This is a genomic window from Streptomyces sp. NPDC058678 (assembly GCF_042714835.1).
Classification (GTDB): Bacteria; Actinomycetota; Actinomycetes; order Streptomycetales; family Streptomycetaceae; genus Streptomyces.
Genome location: NZ_JBHXSG010000033.1, coordinates 100,272 through 119,631, shown reverse-complemented (window position 1 = coordinate 119,631; position 19,360 = coordinate 100,272). Strand labels below are relative to the sequence as shown.

Genomic DNA, 19,360 nt, shown 5'->3' with positions numbered 1-19,360 from the left:
TCCGGCAAGACCGCCCCTGACATGCCACCAGCCCACTACACTCCCGACGATGCCTCTGACCAGGCCAGATAGCGAAACGCTGCTGGAGTACTAGGGCCTGTCCGGCGGATCAAGTCGCAGGAAATCCGCGGCGCCTCATCGACGCAGATCGGCGTGCCAGGCCGCGCGTCTGCGGCATGATCCGCCGGACAGGACACCTAGAGCCGGTAGGGCTTCGAACGGCGGCGCAGGAACCAGGCGGTGGCCAGGGCACCCGCTCCCACCAGGGTTCCTCCGGCCACCAGCGTGAGGGTGCCGTAGTCCTTCGTGGCGCCGCCCATGCCGCCCATGACACCGCGCGACGGCGAGGCCGTGGCGGAGACCGTGGGAGTGGACACGGGGGTCACGATGACCGACTGGGTGCCCGCGGTGCTGTTGTCCGAGCACCGGACGATGACGGTGTAGGTGCCCGCGCTCACGCTCGACCAGGCAGCCGACTGAAGGTTGCTCGTCCCGGACAGCGACACCTGGCGGCCCTGGGCGAAGTTCGTCTGGCTGCTGTTCAGGAGCGAGGCGGTGCCCCAGTTGCCGTTGATCTGCGTACAGGCGCTGGTCGTGACGGAGACCGTGGAGCCGGTGGTGCTCACGGAGATCCCCGGACCGGCAGCGGCCGGTGCGGCGGTCAGGGCGAGCGGCAGCGCGGCGGCGGCCGCCACGGTCAGGCCGGAGCGGAGCAGTAGCTGAGTAGTGTCCATGGACCTGTTCCTCCGGCGGCACGGTCGGCGGTACATCCCTTGCGCCGCCGAGGATCGGGAACGCCCGTGCTGCCCTCAGGGGAAGCCAACGTGCCCACGGCCCGGCCCGCATGCGGACCGCCTCCGGTCGGGTGACGGGTTCCGTCGTCCGGCCGCAGCGGCAGCGGAGGCGGGAGCGAAGGCCGGAGCGGTTGTCACGGCTGCGGGGCGGCGCCCGTGGTCACCGTCCGCTCCGCGGAGAGGCCTCCCCAGGTGCCGTCCGGCAGCTTCGCCCGGATCCGCACCCGATGGCTGACGCCGGCCTCCCGTCCCAGGTAGAAGCCGTACGTCGCCCGGTCGCGCGGCGCGGACCCGCCGAACACCAGCGAGGTGGCGGGACGGCCGTCGAGATGGACCTGGTACTCCGTGACCACGCCGGCCGTGCGCGGGGGTACCCAGGAGAGGTCGAGGTGGTACGCCCCGTCGGCGCGGCGGGTCGTCGCCTCGAAGTCGGTGGGAGCCGTGTCCCGCCCGTCGTCGGTGCCCAGGGTGGTGAGGCGCAGGGGGCCGCCGGCGGGCGAGACGTTGCCGGTCGCGTCCCTCGCCCGCACGGTGAAGGAGTAGCGGGCGCCCGGCCGCAGCCCCGTGACCACGGCCGCCGTCTGGTTCCCGCCCACACTGTGGATCTTCGTGGAGCCCTGATGGATGTCGTACGACGCCACGTCCCGGTCGTCCGTCGCGGCGGCCCAGGACAACTGGACCGCCCGGCTTCCGGTCGCTCGGCCCCGCAGCTTCCCGGGCCGCGTCGGGGCCGAGCGGTCCGCCGCCACGGCCGCCGGAGTCGTCGCCCGCACCTCCTGGCTGCGGGGCCCGAGGCGTCCCTCGGTGTCACGCGCCCGCACGGTGAAGGCGTATCCGGTGGACGGCCTCAGCCTGGTGACGTCCACCATGTGCTGCGAACCCGGTACCTCCTGAACCTTGGTGGTGTCGCGATACACCTCATAGACGTCGACGCCGGAGTCTGGATCCGCCGACACCGCGTTCCACATGACGTGCACGCTCGTCGCACTGCCGGCGGTGACGGTGACGCCCGTCGGCGCCGCGGGCAGCCGGCCGCTCTCGCCGTCGGCCGTCCCGCCCCATCCGCAGGAAGCGATCAGCGCGAGCGCTCCGCAGAGCGCGAGACGGCGGGGCAAGGGCGGGAGGACGGGAACGCGTCGCACGGCTGCCTCCCGGACGACATGACGGGGCATTGGTCCGGACCAATATGGCGCCCTGGTGCGATCACATCAAGAGGGCGTGCGAAGCGGGCGGAAGACGGTGCCTGCCGACCGACGGCCGTGATGGTCGGGAGCGGCCGGCGCGATATTTCGTCCCTCGTCGGTGGCCGCCCGGCGGGATCGTGCGGTCCGGTGACCGCATGGCGGGGGTGGTTCGTGCGGTCCGGTGACCGTCTGGCGGGCGGTGCGCGAGATGGGTGACCGCCTGGCGGGGCGGTTCGCGCGGACCGGCGACCGCTGGCGGGATGGTTTCTGACCGGTGACCGCCGGCCGGATGGTTTCTGTGGACCGGTGACCGCCGGCCGGATGGTTTCTGTGGACTGGTGACCGCCTGGCGGGGCGCTTCTTGCGGACCGGTGGCCGCCTGGGGGTGTGTCAGACCGCGGACCAGCCGTCGTCGACCGGCAGCACCACGCCGTTGATGTTGCTCGCTGCGTCCGAGGCGAGGAACACGATGGCGGCAGCCTGCTCCTCGGGCCGCGCGACGCGGCCGAGGTTGACGAAGTGCGGGCCGAGCGCCGTCGGCCCGTGGGTGCCCTGCTCGACGTCCACGACGATGTGGGTCGCCGTACCGCCCGGCGCGATGGCGTTGGCCCGGATGCCCTGCTTGCGGTACATGACGGCGAGGTTCTTGGTCAGCCCCACCACCCCGTGCTTCGAGGCCGTGTAGGCGGCGCCCGCCGCGCTGCCGCGCAGGCCCGCCTCGGAGGCGGTGCTCACGATGGCGCCCTTGCCCGCCGCCAGCATGTGCGGCAGTACCGCGCGGGTGAGCAGGAAGGGCGCGGTGAGGTTGACCCGGATGACCCGTTCCCACTCCGCGTCGCTCACGTCCGCGAGCGCCGACATGCGGTCCATGATCCCGGCGTTGTTCACCAGGACGTCCACCCCGCCGAAGCGCTCCACGGCGGTCGCTGTCACCTGGTCGACGACGGCCTGCTCGCTCAGGTCGCCGGTGACGGCGACCGCGCTCCCGCCCGCCTGCTCGATCTCCTTGACCGTCTCCTGAGCGCCGTCGGCGTTGAGGTCCGCCACCACCACGCGGGCGCCCTCCGCGCCGAAGGCCAGGGCGGCGGCTCGTCCGATGCCCGACCCCGCTCCGGTGACGATGACGCTGCGTCCGTCGAATCCGCCGGCCATGAGGGGCTCCTGTCCGTATCTCCGAAGGGCGAGACGCCCGGTACGCCCTCACCCTACGACTTAATGTCTGTGAGTGACATAAACTGTGTCGTGGAGAATCCCGGAGAGTGAGCACCACCAGCCGGAGGAACCGATGACCGCCCCTCGCGTCCGCACGGGACGACCACCCCTGACCGAGGAGCGCAAGGCCGAGATCAGGCTGGAGATCGCCCGGGCCGCTGTGGACCTGTTCGTCGCCCAGGGCGTCACGGCGACCACCGGTGAGCAGATCGGACAGGCGGTCGGCGTCTCGGCGCGGACCGTGTGGCGCTACTTCCCGAGCAAGGAGAGCTGCGTACGGCCGCTGTTCTCGCAGGGCATCGACGTGATCGCCGCCTGTCTGCGCGACCGGCCCCCGGGGCAGCCCCTGGAGGAGCTCTTCGACCGGACGCTCACGAGGGAGCTCTGTCACGTCGGCGGCCCCGCCCGCGCCACCGTCGGCGCCCTGGTCCGGCTCACCCGCACCGAGCCCGGACTGCGCGCCGTCTGGCTCCAGACGTACGACGAGGCCGAGCCGGCGTTCGCCCGCGCCCTGGCCGAACGGGCCGGGCTGGCGCCCGGGGACCTGCGGCCGACGATCCGCGCGGCGATGTTCAACGCCGCCCTGCGCGCGGCGGTCGAGCACTACGCCTGGCGCACCGCCGACCCGTCGGCCGACCCCGCGACGGCGGAGGCCGAGCTGGTGGCCACACTGCGCTCGGCCCTCGCCCTCGCGGCCGAAGGGGTGATCTAGCCGCCTGAAGGGATGTCACACCTTCCGGTAGGTGTACGCCTCCACGGCAGCCGCCTCCACCGCCGCGAGGTCGGCTCCCGTGGCCGCCGTGACGACCGCGGCCACCGCCCCTTCGACGAACGGGGCGTCCACCAGGCGGGTGTGGGCCGGGAGTTCGTCGCCCTCGGCGAGCAGCGCCTTCACGGTGAGGACCGCGCTGCCGAGATCGGTGAGGACGGCGACACCGGCGCCCCGGTCCACGGCGGCGGCCGCGGCGGTGATCAGCTCCGCGCTGGTACCGAGCCCGCCGCTCTCGGTGCCGCCCGCCGGGGCGACGGGCACCTCGACGCCGCCGCCCGCCAACCCCTTCGCCAAGTCGGCCACCGACGCGGCGACCTCCGCGCTGTGCGACACCAGCACGATCCCGACCAGGCTCCCGTCACTCACCGGCCGCCTCCACGAGTCCCGCCATGAGCAGCGACGCCGACGTGGCACCGGGATCCTGGTGCCCGATGCTGCGCTCCCCGAGGTAACTCGCCCGTCCCTTGCGGGCCTGCAACGGGGTGGTCGCCACCGCGCCCTCCTCGGCCGCGGCCCGGGCCGCGGCAAAGCCGTCGCCGAGAGCGTCGAGGGCCGGCACCAACGCGTCGATCATGGTTTTGTCGCCGGGCGCGGCCCCACCGAGCGTCCTGACCGCGTCGACGCCCTCGCGCAGCGCCTCGGCGAACCGCTCCTCGCTGACCTCGCCGGCGTCACCGAGCGCCTTGCCGGTGCGGCGCAGCAACGTGCCGTACAACGGCCCCGAGGCGCCACCGACGGTCGAGATGAGCGTGCGACCGGCGAGCACGAGGACCGCACCCGGCGTGTCGGGCGCCTCCTTGTCCAGGGTCGCGGTCACCGCGGTGAACCCGCGCTGCAGATTGCTGCCGTGGTCGGCGTCTCCGATGGGCGAGTCGAGGGCGGTGAGCCGTTCCGCCTCGCGGTCGACGGATGTGGCGGTCGCCGTCATCCAACGGCGGAAGAAGTCGGCGTCGAGCACTGGATCTCCTTGCGTGGTCGGTACGTTGAGTCCGCTGGCTCTCGCACGCTCACACCCCCCAGCGCAGTCCCGCCGTCTTCACCGGCGCGTCCCACAGGCGCAGCAGTTCCTCGTCGATCTGGCACAGGGTGACCGAGGCACCGGCCATGTCGAGGGAGGTGACGTAGTTGCCGACGAGGGTCCGGGCGACGGCGACCCCGCGCTCGGCGAGCACCCGCTGCACCTCGGCGTTGAAGCCGTACAGCTCCAGCAGCGGCGTCGAGCCCATGCCGTTGACCAGGACGAGGACGGGATTGCGCGGGGTCATGTCGTCCAGGATCGCGCCGACCGAGAAGTCGGCGATCTCCCGCGAGGTCATCATCGCCCGCCGCTCCCGGCCCGGCTCGCCGTGGATGCCGATACCCAACTCCAGCTCGCCGGGCGGCAGATCGAAGGTCGGGCTGCCCTTGGCCGGCGTGGTGCAGGCGCTGAGCGCGACTCCGAAGCTGCGAGAGTTCTCGTTGACCTGTTGGGCGATCGACTGGACCCCCTCCAGGGGCTGCCCCTCGTCGGCCGCGGCCCCCGCGATCTTCTCCACGAAGAGCGTCGCACCCGTGCCGCGCCGCCCGGCCGTGTAGAGACTGTCGGTGACCGCCACGTCGTCGTCGACCAGCACCTTGGCGACCTGGATGCCCTCGTCCTCGGCGAGCTCGGCCGCCATGTCGAAGTTGAGCACGTCACCCGTGTAGTTCTTCACGATGAACAGCACACCGGCACCGCTGTCCACGGCCGCCGCCGCCCGCACCATCTGGTCCGGCACCGGAGACGTGAACACCTCGCCGGGGCAGGCTGCGGAGAGCATCCCGGGCCCCACGAAGCCACCGTGCAGCGGCTCGTGCCCCGAACCTCCGCCGGAAACCAGGGCGACCTTCCCTGCCACGGGGGCGTCCCGCCGTACGATCACCCGGTTCTCGACATCGACGGCCAACTCGGGATGAGCGGCCGCCAGGCCACGCAGGGCATCGGCGACGACGGTCTCGGGGACGTTGATCAGCATCCTCATTGGTACCTCCTGGGAAGGGTAGCAGGCCAGTCGCTGACCTGTGTCTTTGCTGCTCAGAGTGGGTGCGGGCGGTTTGTGACCTTGGCGGTCCGTGGCGGCTCGAAGCGGGTTCTGACGGTACTGATGCTGACTTTGATGATGGGTCGTCAGGCTACTCAAACGGTCGGGCAGGTCTCGGCCGGGGCGCCACTGTCGGCAGTATCGGCCTTGCGGCAGCGAAGGTCACGCGAGAAGACGTCTTGGGCGCGCCTTGGTCCCGAGTGGGATGCGTTGGTTGTGCTCAGGGCCGGTTTCTTGCCGTGCATCGGCTCGCGTCCTCAGGCGGAGGGCGGGGATGCTCCAGGTCCTGCCCGCGTCAGGAGCGGCTACAGAGCAGCGTTCGTCGGCGTTGGGTCGGCCGGCGGCGCGATCAGCAGGTTCTCGGTCTGCTGGTGGTACAGCGCTTGTGAGCCCTTGAACTGCGGTGCCGGTGTAAGAGGTGGCCTTTGTGGCTCGGTTGGTCCGTGTATGGTCCGGATCCTTCCTGTCCCGTGACTTCGTGTGAGCGGGAGGAACTGAGGGCCGATGGAAGGGCGACTTCTTGTGGGATTCGCTTGTATGTGCGGTACCACATGGCACAGGTCGTAAGAACCGTCCAGGAGCGTCCAGTTGCTCCAGGGTGGTGGCGTACGGCCAGGTCAGGGCCTTGTGGTCCAGGGACGTCAGTGCTGTGGTGAGACTTGTGTGAGAGGTGAGGAGCCCCAGTCGGCCGATGCCGATGAGGGCTTTGCGTGTGGTGGGTTGCGACGGGGCGAGAATGCTCGACTGCTCACAGGGCTCGGGTCTTGGGGTCCTCTTGCGCGGCGCCGCTCGACTTGATCGACGTGCCGGACGTTAGCCCGACAAGATCGGCTCCACCGTCCAGGCCTACGCGCTCTCCAAGCGGGCCAACTCGTTGCGGGTGCAGACCGCCGCCGTGGCCTGGGGCAAGCGCGGAGCCCGCGTCAACGCCGTCAGCCCCGGTGTCATCATCACGCCACTGGCGCTGGACGAGCTGTCGGGGCCCCGGGGCGAGTGGTTCGAGCAGGTGCGCAAGGTATCGGCGGCGAAGCGCTTCGGCACGCCCGACGAGGTAGCCGACGCCGCCGCCTTCCTCCTCGGCCGGCAGGCCGGCTTCATCACCGGCGCGGACCTCCTCATGGACGGCGGCGTGACCGCGGCACTGTGCGCCGGGGAACTCATGATCCCCTGACCGTCGGACCCAGGAGCCCCGACATGGCCTCTTCATCTCGCCCGTCCTCCACACAGGGCGCGGAGCCCCCACCCGCACCCCGCATCAGCGCGGCAGACGGAGGAATCATGACAACCACATCCATGACCGTACTGGTGGTCGGCGCGACGGGCAGCACGGAGGCGAGGTGACGACGGGTCACCCTGACGACCTCGTGCCAGAAAGGCTTGGCGCTCAGGTACGTGCCGAGCGTGGACAGAATGCCCAGGGAGACGTCCACGCTCACGTGTCCTTGTCTGGCGCAGTAGACGTCCTGAAGGGCCAGGAGCAGGGCGAATTCGTCCGCGATCAGTGCGGTTCCGCAGCCATAGGCGGTGGCGACAGCGGGGTGTCCGACGGCCCGTTCGTCACCGTGTACGGCGATCAGGCCGAGGCCGGCGAGGGTGGGGATGCCGAGGTTGTAGTGGTGCAGGTGCTTCCCGCCGGCAGGGAACAGCGTGGAGGTTCTGCTGTCTCCGTGCGAGGTGTCTCCATGACCGCTCAGCGCAGCGCTCAGTACTGCTCGGTCTCCACGAAACCCGCGTCCGCGTCGTCGTCCGCACCGAGTGCGGCGGCGGCGGTCGGGTCGAACCCGGGCGGGCTGTCCTTGAGGCCCAGGCCCATACCGGCGAGCTTGGCCTTGACCTCGTCGATGGACTTCGCACCGAAGTTGCGAATGTCGAGCAGGTCGGCCTCGGAACGCGCCACCAGCTCACCCACGGAGTGGACGCCCTCACGCTTGAGGCAGTTGTACGACCGGACGGTGAGCTCGAGCTCCTCGATCGGCAGGACCAGGTCGGCGGCCAGGGCGGCGTCCGTCGGGGACGGGCCCATGTCGATGCCCTCGGCGTCGATGTTGAGCTCGCGGGCCAGACCGAACAGCTCGACCAGGGTCTTGCCGGCCGATGCCATGGCGTCACGCGGACGCATGGCCTGCTTGGTCTCGACGTCGACGATCAGCTTGTCGAAGTCGGTGCGCTGCTCGACACGGGTCGCCTCGACCTTGTACGTGACCTTCAGCACGGGGCTGTAGATGGAGTCGACCGGGATACGGCCGATCTCCTGGCCCACCTGCTTGTTCTGCACGGCGGAGACGTAACCGCGGCCGCGCTCGACCGTCAGCTCCATCTCCAGCTTGCCCTTGCCGTTGAGCGTGGCGAGGACGAGGTCGGGGTTGTGCACCTCGACACCGGCCGGGGGCGCGATGTCGGCGGCGGTGACGAGACCCGGGCCCTGCTTGCGCAGGTACATCACGACCGGCTCGTCGTGCTCCGAGGAGACGACCAGCTGCTTGATGTTGAGGATCAGGTCGGTGACGTCCTCCTTGACGCCCGGCACGGTGGTGAACTCGTGCAGAACGCCGTCGACGCGGATGGACGTGACCGCCGCACCCGGGATCGAGGAGAGGAGCGTACGGCGCAGGGAGTTGCCGAGGGTGTAGCCGAAGCCCGGCTCCAGCGGCTCGATCACGAACCGGGAGCGGAACTCGTCGACGACCTCTTCGGTCAGGGACGGACGCTGAGCAATCAGCACGAGGTGTTGCCTCCAGTGGTTAGGCGCCCGCTACGTGACGCCGTGGTTACCACGAAGGGTACGGGCGATACGGATGCGACTCCGGGAAATAGCACGTGGAGTGGTCCATCAGCAGCAGTGACGGCGACGGTACCCAAGATCGGCACGGGGACGGCGGCCCCCAGGGCCTCAGCGTGCGGTGCGCCAGTACCTGGGATGGCGCCATGCATGTCACCAGGGGTGCCGTTCGGCACAGCCACCTGGGTGCATCCCCCTCCGGCGGCGGCCTTACCCCCTCCGCCCGCGAGCAGTTGACTCCCGGAGACGTACGACATTCCGCTGCCGCCACCGTGATCCTCGCGCGGGTCACGGCCGACACCTGGCAGCGCCTCGCCCCGATAGCCCTCCCCGCCCGGAAGCACAGCGCGCACCGGGGCCGAGTCCACGTCCTCCAGGACGGCATCGCCCACCAAACCCAGGCGCTCCTCCTGACCGATGCCGAAGCCGCCGACTGGCTCACCGCCACGGCGGACGGAGAGATCTGACCGCGAGTAGCGAGTGTGAGCGGGGATGTGAGGGCGACTCGGCAGGGGAGGGGTTGGGGAGACAGCCTCTCGGGCTCTTCGCCGTCCATGGTCGGCGAAGAGCCACTCCCGACGCCCCATGTGATCTTCGCGCCGTCCTGAGGGTGTCTTGCTGTTCCAGTTGGGGGCAGGCGTACTGGAACGCCCGCCCCCTAAATGGAGAACCCGTCATGACGACCTCCCGCGAGCAGCGGACCGCGTCTGACGACACGCGTGACGCCACGGTGGCCCGTCTTGAGCAGGAGATCGCCCAGCTGCGGCATGCGGTCGACTCCCACGCGACGGTCGACCAGGCCATTGGTGTCCTCGTCGCGGCCCACCGGCTACCGCCGACTGCCGGGTTCGAGGTGCTGCGCGAGGTCTCCCAGCACACCAACATCAAGCTGCATTCGGTCGCGGAAACCCTGATCGCCTGGGCGCTGGGGCAGCCGCTGCCGGAGCCGGTGGTCCTGGAGCTGGACGCTGCGGTGCACCGGCGCTCGCATCGAGGGCAACCCAGGGCCAGTCCGAGTGAAGCGGTCAGGTGTTCAGGGCCTGCTCGATGGTGGGGTGGCAAGGGATGACAGCGTCGACGCCGACCAACTGCAGGACACGCAGGACCGACTCTTGGGCGCCGGCTATGCGCAGCCACCCCTGCGTACCACTCACCTGCTGGTAGGCGGCGACGAAGACGTTGATGCCGCTGGAGTCCATGAAGGTCACACCGCTGAGGTCCGCCACGACGCGTGGCGGCGGCACGGTGCCGTCCTCTGACAGCAGGGCCTCGCTGAGGGCGTCCTTGACGTCGTGGTCGATCTCGCCCTGCACGGTCACAACAAGGACGCCGTCGACCACTTTGCGCTCGACGGAGAGCCGGTCGGGCCGGTCCGCCTTCTGGTTGTCGGTCACCGTCTCCTCGACTGAGCTCAGGCTTGCCCCGTGCGCGGACGATTCTGCCCCACCGCCATGGCGGGAGGCACCCAGCTGGATGTGCCGAACGACACTTCTGTTGCATGCATGATGCCGTCACGGGTACTGGCGCGCGTCAAGGGGGAGTGAGGGCAACACATGGGATCCCATGCCGACGGTGACAGCTGTACCGGGGCGGATGAGCACCTGATGCGCGCCGGCTACGCCCTGGACGGAGACGACGGCTGTATCGCCGATGCCCGCCACCACGCCGTCGCTTTTCTCGACCAGGCCCACGCCGACCATCACCTGACCGTGCCCGCACGCACGAGGGACCTCACTCAGCTGGTGGTCAGCGAGCTGGTCACCAACGCCCTCAAATACGCCCCCGGCCCCGTTCTGATGGAACTGCGTATTACTGCCCACGCCGTGGACGTCGTGGTGTGGGACAGCGACCCCACCGTTCCCGCGGCCCGGGCCTCCGATCCCGGCAGGATCGGCCAGCACGGCCTGGAGATCGTCGAGGCCGTCACCGAGGACCTGTTCATCGAGCAGGAGCCGGTCGGCAAGCGCATTACGGCCCGCATCGCTCTGCCCGACATCCCCAGCGATAGCGCCGCGCGCAGATAGACGTCGCAGCCCGGCTCTCATCCGGCACGGGTGCGGGCCCGAGCCGGGGCCGGGAGCCCTGGCATGTCCCCTTCCGGGGCTCCTCATCGCCTTGAGTGCACTTCCCCAGTCAGATCATGCGGTGCGTCGCCTGGGCGTAGAACGGGCCAAGTCGTCCGCCTGCACGACTCCCACCCCCCTGATGGCATGACGGGCCCACGCGTCATCGCAGGAACGAACATGGCGCCTGCCCCGGGGAACAACCCCGGGGCAGGCGCCATCGCTGTGCCGCCAGTGCCTGCTGGGTGCGCACTGGCCGTTCCCACCTGACCAGCTGAAAAACCCAAAAGGCGGCCCGGGGCGGTCCGGCCGCGCTCCCTTGACGTGGCAGGTGCTGACCACCCTGAGTGAAGCCGCCCGGCCAGGCAGACAAAGAGCAGGGACGTGGTGCCGCAAGCGGGTCACCCGGCCGTGTGGGACAAAGACACCAGAAGGCAGGCGCTCAACGTCGGTGGAGCAGCCAGCCGCCTGGCGCGGTGCGCCGCTACGAGTGTCGTGCGCGAAGTGATGCGTTCTTGGCGTCGTGACATGAAGCCCGAAGATTGGGGGCAAGCGCGATGGAATGCAGGGAAACCAGATGTATGCCACGAGCAACGCACGCGGTCGGCCTGTACAGGAAGGCGCCTCACAGCGGCGGGCCGGGGGAAGGCATCGGCGCCCTGGGCGACGAGGGGGCCGGTGGCATCGCAGGCTTCTGGCCTACCGCGGCGTCGAGCTGCTGCCCTCTTCCGCTCTAGAGGGTGGGGGTGAGGAGTGTTTGCTGCTGGTGCACATCCGCAAGGTGGTCGGGCGGGTGACCTATCGAGCGTGCGAAGAGTGCGCCGAGGGAGTGATCACCGATGTCGTCCTCGACGAACCGTTCCGTGCCTGCGGGCTGGGCACCAGGGCGCTGTCGCATCTGCGCTCCCGGCATCCCGGTGTCACCTGGCACACCACGCTTGAGAAGCGCCTCACTCGCGATCTGCTGCGCCGGATGCGCATCCCCAAGGCGAATGTGGGTGGGACCTGCTCCCACCTTCGGTCTGAGGTCGTCGTTGCCCCTGCCGGTAGTTGAGCGGCGAGGTACTGCGGCGGAACGGTCGTGCACTGGGGCTCGGCGGCGGGACGTGGTGCCGGCGGCAAGAAAAGAGGCGTGTGTGCCGGACGGCGCGGGGCTGGCCGCGGTCCCAGCCTCGACGGCATCTCTCTTGGTCCATGGGCCCAACGCGCCGTCAGCGGTGCATGGCGCACGACGCGAGCTCGCGTATCGGAAACGCCCAGAGCGAGCGCGACCAATATGTTCGGGCCGGCACTCGTGGCTGACCGCTGGTCACCGATGCCGGTGCCGCCGCTCCTGCAGCTTCTTCATCTGCTCCTCAAGGAGTTTGTTGCGCCCCCGGGTCTTGTGGCGCGCCTTGCTGCTCTGCCCGCCCCGGCCTTTGTGTAGCAGCTTGTCAGCCATGTCCTTGGCCCGCTGCCTCATCTCTTCTGCGCCCATGACCGCACCTCCGGCAATGCTGTTGGTCCTCTGCTCAGATTGGCATCCGATGAGGGTTCTCGCATCTGGCAGCGGCGTCATAGTGCCGCGTTCAAGATGCCGATTCCCGCGTTCCATCAGGCCTCTCGCCCGCCGGATCGAGGGCTTGGGCCAACCGCACCAACCCCGCCTGCCAGCGGATGGCATCAATTGCCTCAGTCAGCTGGTCACGCAGCACCCGGCAGCTGCTACCTGAGGCAGTTCGCGTCCTGAATCCCCACGCGCGGTAGGCGGGTAAGCCCAAAAACACGAACGCCGTTGTACGGCCGGCCCGGCGCTCCGCAGAACCTATGCCGTCTCCTCGACAACCCGGGACAGGTACGCCTCCGACCCGCCGGTCACGGGCAGCGTGGTCGAAGAGGGCGTGGCAGATGCCCAGGAGCGGAGATGCCGGGCAGGCCGTGCGGGTGGCCCCCGTGATCAGCCGGTTGTTCTCCAGGGCGTCCGTGGCCGCCGCCTGGACGGCGAGATCACGGGCGAGCAGCCCGGGCGCCTTCATCCGAGGGCGCTCGGCCCTCTTCTCGACGCGGCGGTGAGCAAGGGCCAACGGCCGGCCGCCTAATGAAGCGTGGCCACGAACTTCCCGAGGCGGGCGATCCCCTCGCGGAGGTCGTCGGCCGACGCCGCATAGGAGAGGCGGACGTGGGATTCCGCCGTGCGGACGCCGAAGTCCCGGCCGGGGGTGAGCGCCACGTGTGCCTCCTCGAGCGCGCGTTCGCAGAACTCCCACGAGGTGAGTCCGGTGTGGCCGACGTCGAAGTAGACGTAGAAGGCGCCGTCGGGCGGGACGGGGACCGGCAGGCCGATCCGGGCCAGGCCGTCGAGGACGAGCGCGCGCCGCTCGGCGAACTCGACCCGGCGTTCCTCGCAGACCGCCAGGGACTGCGGGGTGAAGCAGGACAGAGCCGCATGCTGCGCGGGAGTGGAGGCGCACAGGAAGTAGTTCTGGGCCAGGCGCTCCAGCGCCGGCACGAGAGCCTCGGGGACGACGCACCAGCCCAGCCGCCAGCCGGTCATGCCGAAGTACTTCGAGAAGCTGTTGATGATGATGGCATCGGGGTCGTACGACAGCGCGCTGGGCGGCGGCTCGCCCTGGGCGTCGTGGTCGCCGAGGTCGAGGTAGATCTCGTCGACGATGCGCCACGCGTCGCGTTCGCAGGCGAACGCGCAGATCGCCGCCAGCTCGTCGGCCGGGACGGAGGTACCGGTCGGGTTCGACGGGGTGGCGATCATGACGCCGCGGGTCCGGTCCGTCCACAGCGACCGTACCGACGAGGCGTCCAGCTGGAAGCGGGACTCGACGGTGGTCGGAACGAGCGTGACGTCCGCGCCGAAGCTCTCGACGATCTGCCGGTTGCACGGGTACGACGGGTCCGCGATGAGGACCTCGTCACCGGTGTCGACGAGGGCGGCCGTGGCCAGCACCAGGGCGGCGGAGGCACCCGCGGTCACGACGACCCGGGCGGGGTCGACCTCGACGCCGTGCCGGTCCCGGTAGAACCGGGCGATCGCCTGCCGCAGGGCGGGCAGCCCGAGCGCCGCGGTGTAGGTCATCGGCCTGCCGTCCATGGCCTCGCGCATCGCGTCCAGTACGGCCGGGGGCGCGCCGAAGTCCGGTTCACCGAGGCTGAGTTTGACGACGTGGTGGCCCTCGGCCTCCAGCGCCGCGGCACGCTTGCCGAACTCCATGGCGTAGAAGGGGGCGACGGCCTGGGCGCGTTGCGAGATCCTCATGCGGCGGCCTCCGGCTGGATCGCGTGCTGAAGGGGCACAGTTTATGCGCTGAGCTGGGCGCGAACGTGTGTGGGGCGGGTGCCGGCCTCACGGCTCGGAGGTGGCACCCGCCCCACGGTCGGTGATCGGCCCGCGGCCGGTGATCGTGCCGTCAGCAGCAGCGGCTCTGCGGGTGGCTCTCCCGGTGGAGTGTGCGTCGCACCTCGTACTCACGGCGGGTCGGTACCGGCGCGAGCGGGTGATGGCGCCGGTGCCGGTCGCAGTGGCGGTCGTACTCGGCCTCGCCCGTCAGCTCGCGCAGGTACCAGCGCACCGCCCGGGCCCACTGCCGGACGCTCATGAGCGGACTCCCGCCAGTGGTTCGGCGGCCTGCTCGGGCACGTCGATGCGTGACTCGATGTACGGCGCCTCGGTGGTCGGCAGCGGAGACGGGGACCGTACGGCCTTCACGCACACCACCGCCGCGTTCACGATCACCACCGCGACCAGCAGCAGGAAGACGGTGATGAGTACGCCGTCGACGGTGGAGTTGGTGACCACCGTGTGCATGTCGTCGACGGTCTTGGCGGGCGGGAGGATCTGACCGGCGTCGATGGCGTCGGCGTAGCGCGCGCGCTGGGTGAAGAAGCCCACCTTCGGGTCGTCGGAGAAGATCTTCTGCCAGCCGGCGGTGAAGGTGATCGCGACCACCCACGCCAGCGGGACGCCGGTGACCCAGGCCCAGCGCAGCCGCCCGGACTTGATCAGGACCGTGGTGCAGACGGTGAGGGCTATGGCGGCGAGCAACTGGTTGGCGATGCCGAAGAGCGGGAAGAGCTGGTTGATCCCGCCCAGCGGGTCGGTGGCGCCGGTGTGGAGGAAGTAGCCCCAGGCGGCGACGACGAGGGCGCTGCACAGCCAGATGCCGGGCTTCCAGTTGACCCGGCCGAGGGGCTTCCAGACGTTGCCGAGCATGTCCTGCAGCATGAACCGGCCGACGCGGGTGCCCGCGTCGACCGTCGTCAGGATGAACAGGGCCTCGAACATGATCGCGAAGTGGTACCAGAAGGCCTTCATCGCCGTGCCGCCGAAGACCCCGGAGAAGATCTCCGACATGCCGACGGCCAGGGTCGGCGCGCCGCCCGACCGGGCGATCAGGGTCTGCTCCTCCACCGCCCTGGCCGCCTGGGTCAGCTGGTCGGGGGTGATGGTGAAGCCGAGACCGGCCACCGCGTGGGACGCGGACTCGGCCGTCGTGCCGAGCAGACCCGCGGGGGCGTTCATCGCGTAGTACAGGCCGGGTTCGAGGGTGGCCGCGGCGATCAGCGCCATGATCGCGACGAACGACTCCATCAGCATGGCGCCGTAGCCGATCATGCGGACCTGGGATTCCTTCTGGATCAGCTTCGGGGTGGTGCCCGAGGCGACCAGGGCGTGGAAGCCGGACAGCGCGCCGCAGGCGATGGTGATGAAGAGGAACGGGAAGAGGGAGCCGGCGAAGACCGGACCGGCACCCGAGGTCGCGAACTCGCTGACCGCGTCGGCGCGCAGCACGGGGGCGGCGACCACGACGCCGACCGCGAGCAGCGCGATCGTGCCGATCTTCATGAAGGTGGACAGGTAGTCGCGCGGCGCGAGCAGCATCCACACCGGCAGGACCGAGGCGACGAAGCCGTATCCGACCAGGCAGAAGACGAGGGTCGTCGGGCTGAGGGTGAAGGCGTCCGCGAGCGAGGAGTTCTGGATCCAGCCGCCGCCGATGATGGCGAGCAGGAGCAGCGCCACCCCGATGAAGCTGGTCTCGACGACCCGGCCGGGGCGGATGCGGTGCATCCAGAAGCCCATGAACAGGGCGATCGGGATGGTCATGGCGACCGAGAAGGTGCCCCAGGGGGAGTGTGCGAGGGCGTTGACCACGACCAGGGCCAGCACACCCAGCAGGATGATCATGATGGCGAAGACGGCGATCAGGGCAGCCGCGCCGCCCGCCCGGCCGATCTCGTCGCGGGCCATCTGCCCCAGCGACTTGCCGTCCCGCCGCATCGACAGGAACAGCACCACCATGTCCTGCACGGCCCCCGCGAAGATCACCCCGGCGACGATCCACAGAGTGCCGGGCAGGTATCCCATCTGGGCCGCGAGCACCGGCCCCACCAGCGGTCCGGCGCCGGCGATCGCGGCGAAGTGGTGGCCGAGCAGGACCCGGCGGTCGGTCGGCTGGAAGTCGACACCGTCCTCCAGGCGCTCGGCCGGGGTGGCCCGGCGGTCGTCCGGCTTCAGCACGCGGCGGGCGATGAAGCGGGAGTAGAAGCGGTAGGCGATGGCGTACGAGCCGAGCGCGGCCACCACCAGCCAGACCGCGGAGATCTCCTCACCGCGGGCCAGGGCCAGGACGCCCCAGGCGACGGCGCCCATCAGTGCGACGGTGCTCCACAGGAGGATCGACCGTGGCGACAGGCGGGACCGTACGGGCGGCGGCTCCTGTGGCGCCGGGAGAGCGGATTCGGGCATGGCTGACGTAGGCATGGCGGCTCCTCACCTCGGGGGTGATGTCGTGAGAGGACGTGCGTGAAGATCAGCGACAGGGAAGTGACTCCCGCCCGCCCGGATCAGGGATCGCGGTGTTCGTGCCTGGTCAGCGCGTACGCGCCGAGCAGACACAGGCCGCACCCCGGCACCCAGGCGAGCTGGTACCAGTAGAAGAACGGCGTTCCCGCGAGCCGCGGGCTCGCACCGGCGTACCAGGGGACCCACAGCAGCCCCGCCGCGGGCGCGAGGAGCAGAACGGCGACGGCGACGCGCCGCAGCCGGGGATGACCGGTCCGTACCATGACCTGCGCTCCTCTCCCGCTCGCTGTGGGTCTGTGCAAGAGTTGCCCACCCGCCGGAAGTGGTTGACAGCGGATTTCCAGAAGATTTCCGCCGGTGTTCCGTCAACCGAACCAGCCGTCTGCGCAACCAACCGGTGAGATCCAGGCACACCAAGGACGGTGACCCATGGCCGACGGCGCCATGACCGCGACGTTTCTCGCCGTGATCGGCGGAGCGTCGCTGCTCGCCGTGACGGCACGCCGTCTGCACCCCAGCGACCGGCTGCCCTCCCTGGAGGGCTGGGCCCTGGCCGACCGGAGCCTGGGCCCGGTGTGGACCTGGTTCCTGCTCGGCGGCACGGTCTTCACCGCCTACACCTTCACCGCCGTCCCGGGACTGGCGTACGGCAACGGGGCGCCCGCCTTCTTCGCGGTGCCGTACACGGTGATCGTCTGCCCGCTCGCCTTCGTGCTGTTGAGCCGCCTGTGGACCGTGGCCCGCCGGCACGGCTACATCACCGCCGCCGACTTCGTGCGCGGACGTTACGGGTCGCCGCCGCTGGCCCTGGTGGTCGCGCTGACCGGGATCCTCGCGACGATGCCGTATCTGGCGTTGCAACTGCTGGGCATACGCGCGGTGTTGACGGCCGGAGGCGTGTACCCGCGCGGCGCGGGCGGGGACCTGGTGATGGTGGCCCTCTTCGCCGGGCTCGCGGTGGCGACGTACCGGCACGGGCTGCGTGCGCCGGCCGTCATCTCCGCGCTCAAGGCGGTGGCCGTGTTCGTCTCGCTCACCGCGGTCTGCTGGCTGGTCCTCGACCGGCTGGGAGGCCCCGGGCCGGTCTTCGACGGCGCCGCCCGACGGCTCGACGGGACGGACGCGGCGCACTCCGCGCTGCTGCTGTCGCCCGCCCAGCAGCCGGCCTACGCCACGCTCGCCCTCGGCTCAGCGCTGGCCCTGCTGATGTACCCGCACGTCCTCACGGCCGGGTTCGCCGCCGACGGCCCCCGCACCCTGCGCAAGGTCTCCGTGGCGCTGCCCGCCTGGACGGCGCTGCTCGCGCTCTTCGGCTTCCTCGGGGTCGCCGCCCTCGCGGTGGGTGTACGGGCGCCCGAGGGCGGCGCGGAGGCCGCCGTGCCGATGCTGGTCGACCGGCTGATGCCGGGGCCGTTGGCCGGGCTGGTGTTCGCCGCGATCACCGTGGGGGCGCTGGTCCCGGCCGCCGTGATGTCCATCGCCGCCGCCACCGGCTTCGTCCGGAACGTGTACGTCGAGTACGTCCACCCGACCGCCACGCCCAAACGGCAGGTGCGCATCGCCAAGACGGTGTCGCTGACCGCGAAGGTCGGCGCGGTCGCGTTCGTGTTCGGGCTGCGCGACCAGGACGCGATCAATCTCCAACTGCTCGGCGGGGTCTGGATCCTGCAGATCTTCCCCGCCGTGGCCGTCGGGCTGTTCACCGGCCGGCTGCATCCACGGGCGCTGCTGGCCGGCTGGGCCGTGGGCATGGCGGCCGGAACCGTCCTGGTGGTGAAGGAGGGGTTCTCGTCCGTCGTGCCGATCGGCTTCGGCGGCCCGTCCGTGGAGATCTACGCCGGGCTCGTCGCCCTCCTGCTCAATCTGACCGTCGCCGTGGCCGCGACCCCGGCCCTGGAACGTCTCGGCGTCCCGCGCGGCGCCGACCTCACCGACCTACCGACCCGCCTGGCCGTCAGGCGGCGCCCCGAGACGGGAGCGAACAACCCGTGAGACGCAGACAGAACATCCCCCTCACGCTGCCGCCCGTGCCGCCGCCCGCCCCTTCGGCCGATGCCCTCGTGCCCGCGGTGAGCGACCCGGCCGACGTGGAGCGGGAGGCCGCCCTGGCCCGCCTCTTCGAGCTGCACTACGCCTCCATGCTGCGCCTGGCCGTGCTGCTCGGCGCGGACGACCCGGAGAACGTGGTGGCCGAGGCGTACTACCAGATCTACCGCAAGTGGCGGCGGCTGCGGGACACCGCGGCGGCGGAGGCGTACCTGCGCTCCACCGTCTGCAACCTGACCCGGATGCGGATACGCCACCTACAGGTGGCCCGCAGACATGTGGAGAACCCGCCGGAGGAGGTCGTCGCGTCCGCCGAGAGCACCGCCCTGCTGCACGACGACCAGCGGGTGCTGATCGACGCCCTCCAGCAGTTGCCGGCCCGGCAGCGTGAGGCGCTCGTGCTGCGGCATTGGCTCGGGCTGAAGGAGAGCGAGATCGCCGCCGCGATGGGCATCTCCTGCGGGTCGGTCAAGACACACACCGCGCGCGGCATCGCCGCCCTGAGTCACGCGATGGAGGCTCGGCGATGAACGACACGGGTCGAGGCCGCACCGAGAACGACCGCACGGACGCTGAACGCATGGCGACCGAACGCATGGCGACTGACCGCACGGACGCTGAACGTGCGGGCGCTGAACACACGGAGATCGAAC

At 70.5% G+C, this 19,360-nt stretch carries 21 protein-coding genes; 8 read left to right on the top strand and 13 right to left on the bottom strand.

All coding sequences use genetic code 11. The features are described from left to right. Positions 1-197: 197 nt before the first annotated feature. The 3 genes from ACFWWR_RS27705 to ACFWWR_RS27695 all read right to left on the bottom strand — a co-directional run bounded on the left by ACFWWR_RS27705 (position 198) and on the right by ACFWWR_RS27695 (position 3,130). Positions 198-734 (bottom strand): hypothetical protein, encoded by a 537-nt coding sequence (locus tag ACFWWR_RS27705; protein ID WP_384305901.1) that lies wholly within the window; start codon positions 732-734, stop codon positions 198-200. Between the two features lie 194 nt (positions 735-928). After that, on the bottom strand, positions 929-1,936 hold the full coding sequence (locus tag ACFWWR_RS27700) for a fibronectin type III domain-containing protein (protein WP_384305900.1): 1,008 nt from the start codon (positions 1,934-1,936) through the stop codon (positions 929-931). A 432-nt stretch (positions 1,937-2,368) separates the two neighbouring features. Continuing rightward, positions 2,369-3,130: an SDR family NAD(P)-dependent oxidoreductase gene (locus tag ACFWWR_RS27695; RefSeq protein ID WP_383863404.1), complete on the bottom strand. Its 762-nt coding sequence runs from the start codon at positions 3,128-3,130 to the stop codon at positions 2,369-2,371. A 133-nt stretch (positions 3,131-3,263) separates the two neighbouring features. On the opposite strand from ACFWWR_RS27695, the gene ACFWWR_RS27690 reads away from it, so the two are divergent. Further along, positions 3,264-3,902, top strand: a complete 639-nt coding sequence (locus tag ACFWWR_RS27690; RefSeq protein ID WP_383863401.1) for a TetR/AcrR family transcriptional regulator — start codon at positions 3,264-3,266, stop codon at positions 3,900-3,902. 15 nt (positions 3,903-3,917) lie between these two features. Here the strand turns inward: ACFWWR_RS27690 and ACFWWR_RS27685 are convergent, their stop codons facing one another. Genes ACFWWR_RS27685 through dhaK form a run of 3 tightly spaced genes read right to left on the bottom strand, consistent with a single transcriptional unit; the run spans position 3,918 to position 5,962 of the window. Beyond that, on the bottom strand, positions 3,918-4,328 hold the full coding sequence (locus tag ACFWWR_RS27685) for a PTS-dependent dihydroxyacetone kinase phosphotransferase subunit DhaM (RefSeq protein WP_383863398.1): 411 nt from the start codon (positions 4,326-4,328) through the stop codon (positions 3,918-3,920). After that, on the bottom strand, positions 4,321-4,920 hold the full coding sequence (dhaL, locus tag ACFWWR_RS27680) for a dihydroxyacetone kinase subunit DhaL (protein ID WP_383863396.1): 600 nt from the start codon (positions 4,918-4,920) through the stop codon (positions 4,321-4,323). Before dhaL ends, ACFWWR_RS27685 begins: the two co-directional genes overlap by 8 nt. A gap of 49 nt (positions 4,921-4,969) precedes the next feature. Then, positions 4,970-5,962, bottom strand: a complete 993-nt coding sequence (gene dhaK, locus ACFWWR_RS27675; protein ID WP_383863393.1) for a dihydroxyacetone kinase subunit DhaK — start codon at positions 5,960-5,962, stop codon at positions 4,970-4,972. Positions 5,963-6,848: 886 nt separating this feature from the next. Here dhaK and ACFWWR_RS27670 point away from each other — a divergent pair. Then, positions 6,849-7,193: an SDR family oxidoreductase gene (locus ACFWWR_RS27670; RefSeq protein ID WP_384305905.1), complete on the top strand. Its 345-nt coding sequence runs from the start codon at positions 6,849-6,851 to the stop codon at positions 7,191-7,193. A 531-nt stretch (positions 7,194-7,724) separates the two neighbouring features. Here ACFWWR_RS27670 and ACFWWR_RS27665 read toward each other — a convergent pair. Beyond that, the gene (locus ACFWWR_RS27665; protein ID WP_384305897.1) at positions 7,725-8,744 is read right to left on the bottom strand and encodes a DNA-directed RNA polymerase subunit alpha; all 1,020 of its coding nucleotides are present in this window, start codon (positions 8,742-8,744) and stop codon (positions 7,725-7,727) included. Positions 8,745-8,947: 203 nt separating this feature from the next. Between ACFWWR_RS27665 and ACFWWR_RS27660 the strand changes: the two genes are divergently transcribed. Both ACFWWR_RS27660 and ACFWWR_RS27655 read left to right on the top strand, forming a co-directional pair. Next, positions 8,948-9,268: a hypothetical protein gene (locus tag ACFWWR_RS27660; protein ID WP_384305894.1), complete on the top strand. Its 321-nt coding sequence runs from the start codon at positions 8,948-8,950 to the stop codon at positions 9,266-9,268. 209 nt (positions 9,269-9,477) lie between these two features. Next, positions 9,478-9,870: an ANTAR domain-containing protein gene (locus tag ACFWWR_RS27655; protein ID WP_383863381.1), complete on the top strand. Its 393-nt coding sequence runs from the start codon at positions 9,478-9,480 to the stop codon at positions 9,868-9,870. Here ACFWWR_RS27655 and ACFWWR_RS27650 read toward each other — a convergent pair. Beyond that, positions 9,827-10,195, bottom strand: a complete 369-nt coding sequence (locus ACFWWR_RS27650; RefSeq protein WP_383863378.1) for an STAS domain-containing protein — start codon at positions 10,193-10,195, stop codon at positions 9,827-9,829. The genes ACFWWR_RS27655 and ACFWWR_RS27650 overlap by 44 nt on opposite strands. A gap of 159 nt (positions 10,196-10,354) precedes the next feature. Between ACFWWR_RS27650 and ACFWWR_RS27645 the strand changes: the two genes are divergently transcribed. Continuing rightward, on the top strand, positions 10,355-10,825 hold the full coding sequence (locus ACFWWR_RS27645) for an ATP-binding protein (protein WP_383863375.1): 471 nt from the start codon (positions 10,355-10,357) through the stop codon (positions 10,823-10,825). An 805-nt stretch (positions 10,826-11,630) separates the two neighbouring features. After that, positions 11,631-11,918 carry an N-acetyltransferase gene (locus ACFWWR_RS27640; protein ID WP_384305903.1) on the top strand — a complete coding sequence of 96 codons (288 nt, stop codon included), beginning with the start codon at positions 11,631-11,633 and terminating at the stop codon, positions 11,916-11,918. Positions 11,919-12,173: 255 nt separating this feature from the next. On the opposite strand, the gene ACFWWR_RS27635 is transcribed toward ACFWWR_RS27640, so the two are convergent. The 5 genes from ACFWWR_RS27635 to ACFWWR_RS27615 all read right to left on the bottom strand — a co-directional run bounded on the left by ACFWWR_RS27635 (position 12,174) and on the right by ACFWWR_RS27615 (position 16,924). Continuing rightward, the gene (locus ACFWWR_RS27635; RefSeq protein WP_383863372.1) at positions 12,174-12,341 is read right to left on the bottom strand and encodes a hypothetical protein; all 168 of its coding nucleotides are present in this window, start codon (positions 12,339-12,341) and stop codon (positions 12,174-12,176) included. A gap of 597 nt (positions 12,342-12,938) precedes the next feature. Further along, positions 12,939-14,114, bottom strand: coding sequence for a pyridoxal phosphate-dependent aminotransferase (locus ACFWWR_RS27630; RefSeq protein ID WP_383863369.1), 1,176 nt, complete (start codon positions 14,112-14,114; stop codon positions 12,939-12,941). A 151-nt stretch (positions 14,115-14,265) separates the two neighbouring features. Next, a complete protein-coding gene (locus ACFWWR_RS27625) occupies positions 14,266-14,454 on the bottom strand; it encodes a YbdD/YjiX family protein (protein ID WP_383863366.1) in 189 nt (62 codons plus the stop codon). Further along, positions 14,451-16,604, bottom strand: coding sequence for a carbon starvation CstA family protein (locus ACFWWR_RS27620; RefSeq protein ID WP_383863632.1), 2,154 nt, complete (start codon positions 16,602-16,604; stop codon positions 14,451-14,453). Before ACFWWR_RS27620 ends, ACFWWR_RS27625 begins: the two co-directional genes overlap by 4 nt. A gap of 98 nt (positions 16,605-16,702) precedes the next feature. Then, entirely contained in the window at positions 16,703-16,924 is a 222-nt protein-coding gene (locus ACFWWR_RS27615; protein WP_383863363.1) for a DUF3311 domain-containing protein, read from the bottom strand. 166 nt (positions 16,925-17,090) lie between these two features. Between ACFWWR_RS27615 and ACFWWR_RS27610 the strand changes: the two genes are divergently transcribed. Both ACFWWR_RS27610 and ACFWWR_RS27605 read left to right on the top strand, forming a co-directional pair. Beyond that, on the top strand, positions 17,091-18,653 hold the full coding sequence (locus tag ACFWWR_RS27610) for a sodium:solute symporter (RefSeq protein WP_383863360.1): 1,563 nt from the start codon (positions 17,091-17,093) through the stop codon (positions 18,651-18,653). Then, complete coding sequence (locus ACFWWR_RS27605) at positions 18,650-19,237, top strand: SigE family RNA polymerase sigma factor (RefSeq protein WP_383863357.1); 588 nt, start codon at positions 18,650-18,652, stop codon at positions 19,235-19,237. Before ACFWWR_RS27610 ends, ACFWWR_RS27605 begins: the two co-directional genes overlap by 4 nt. Positions 19,238-19,360: the final 123 nt, after the last annotated feature.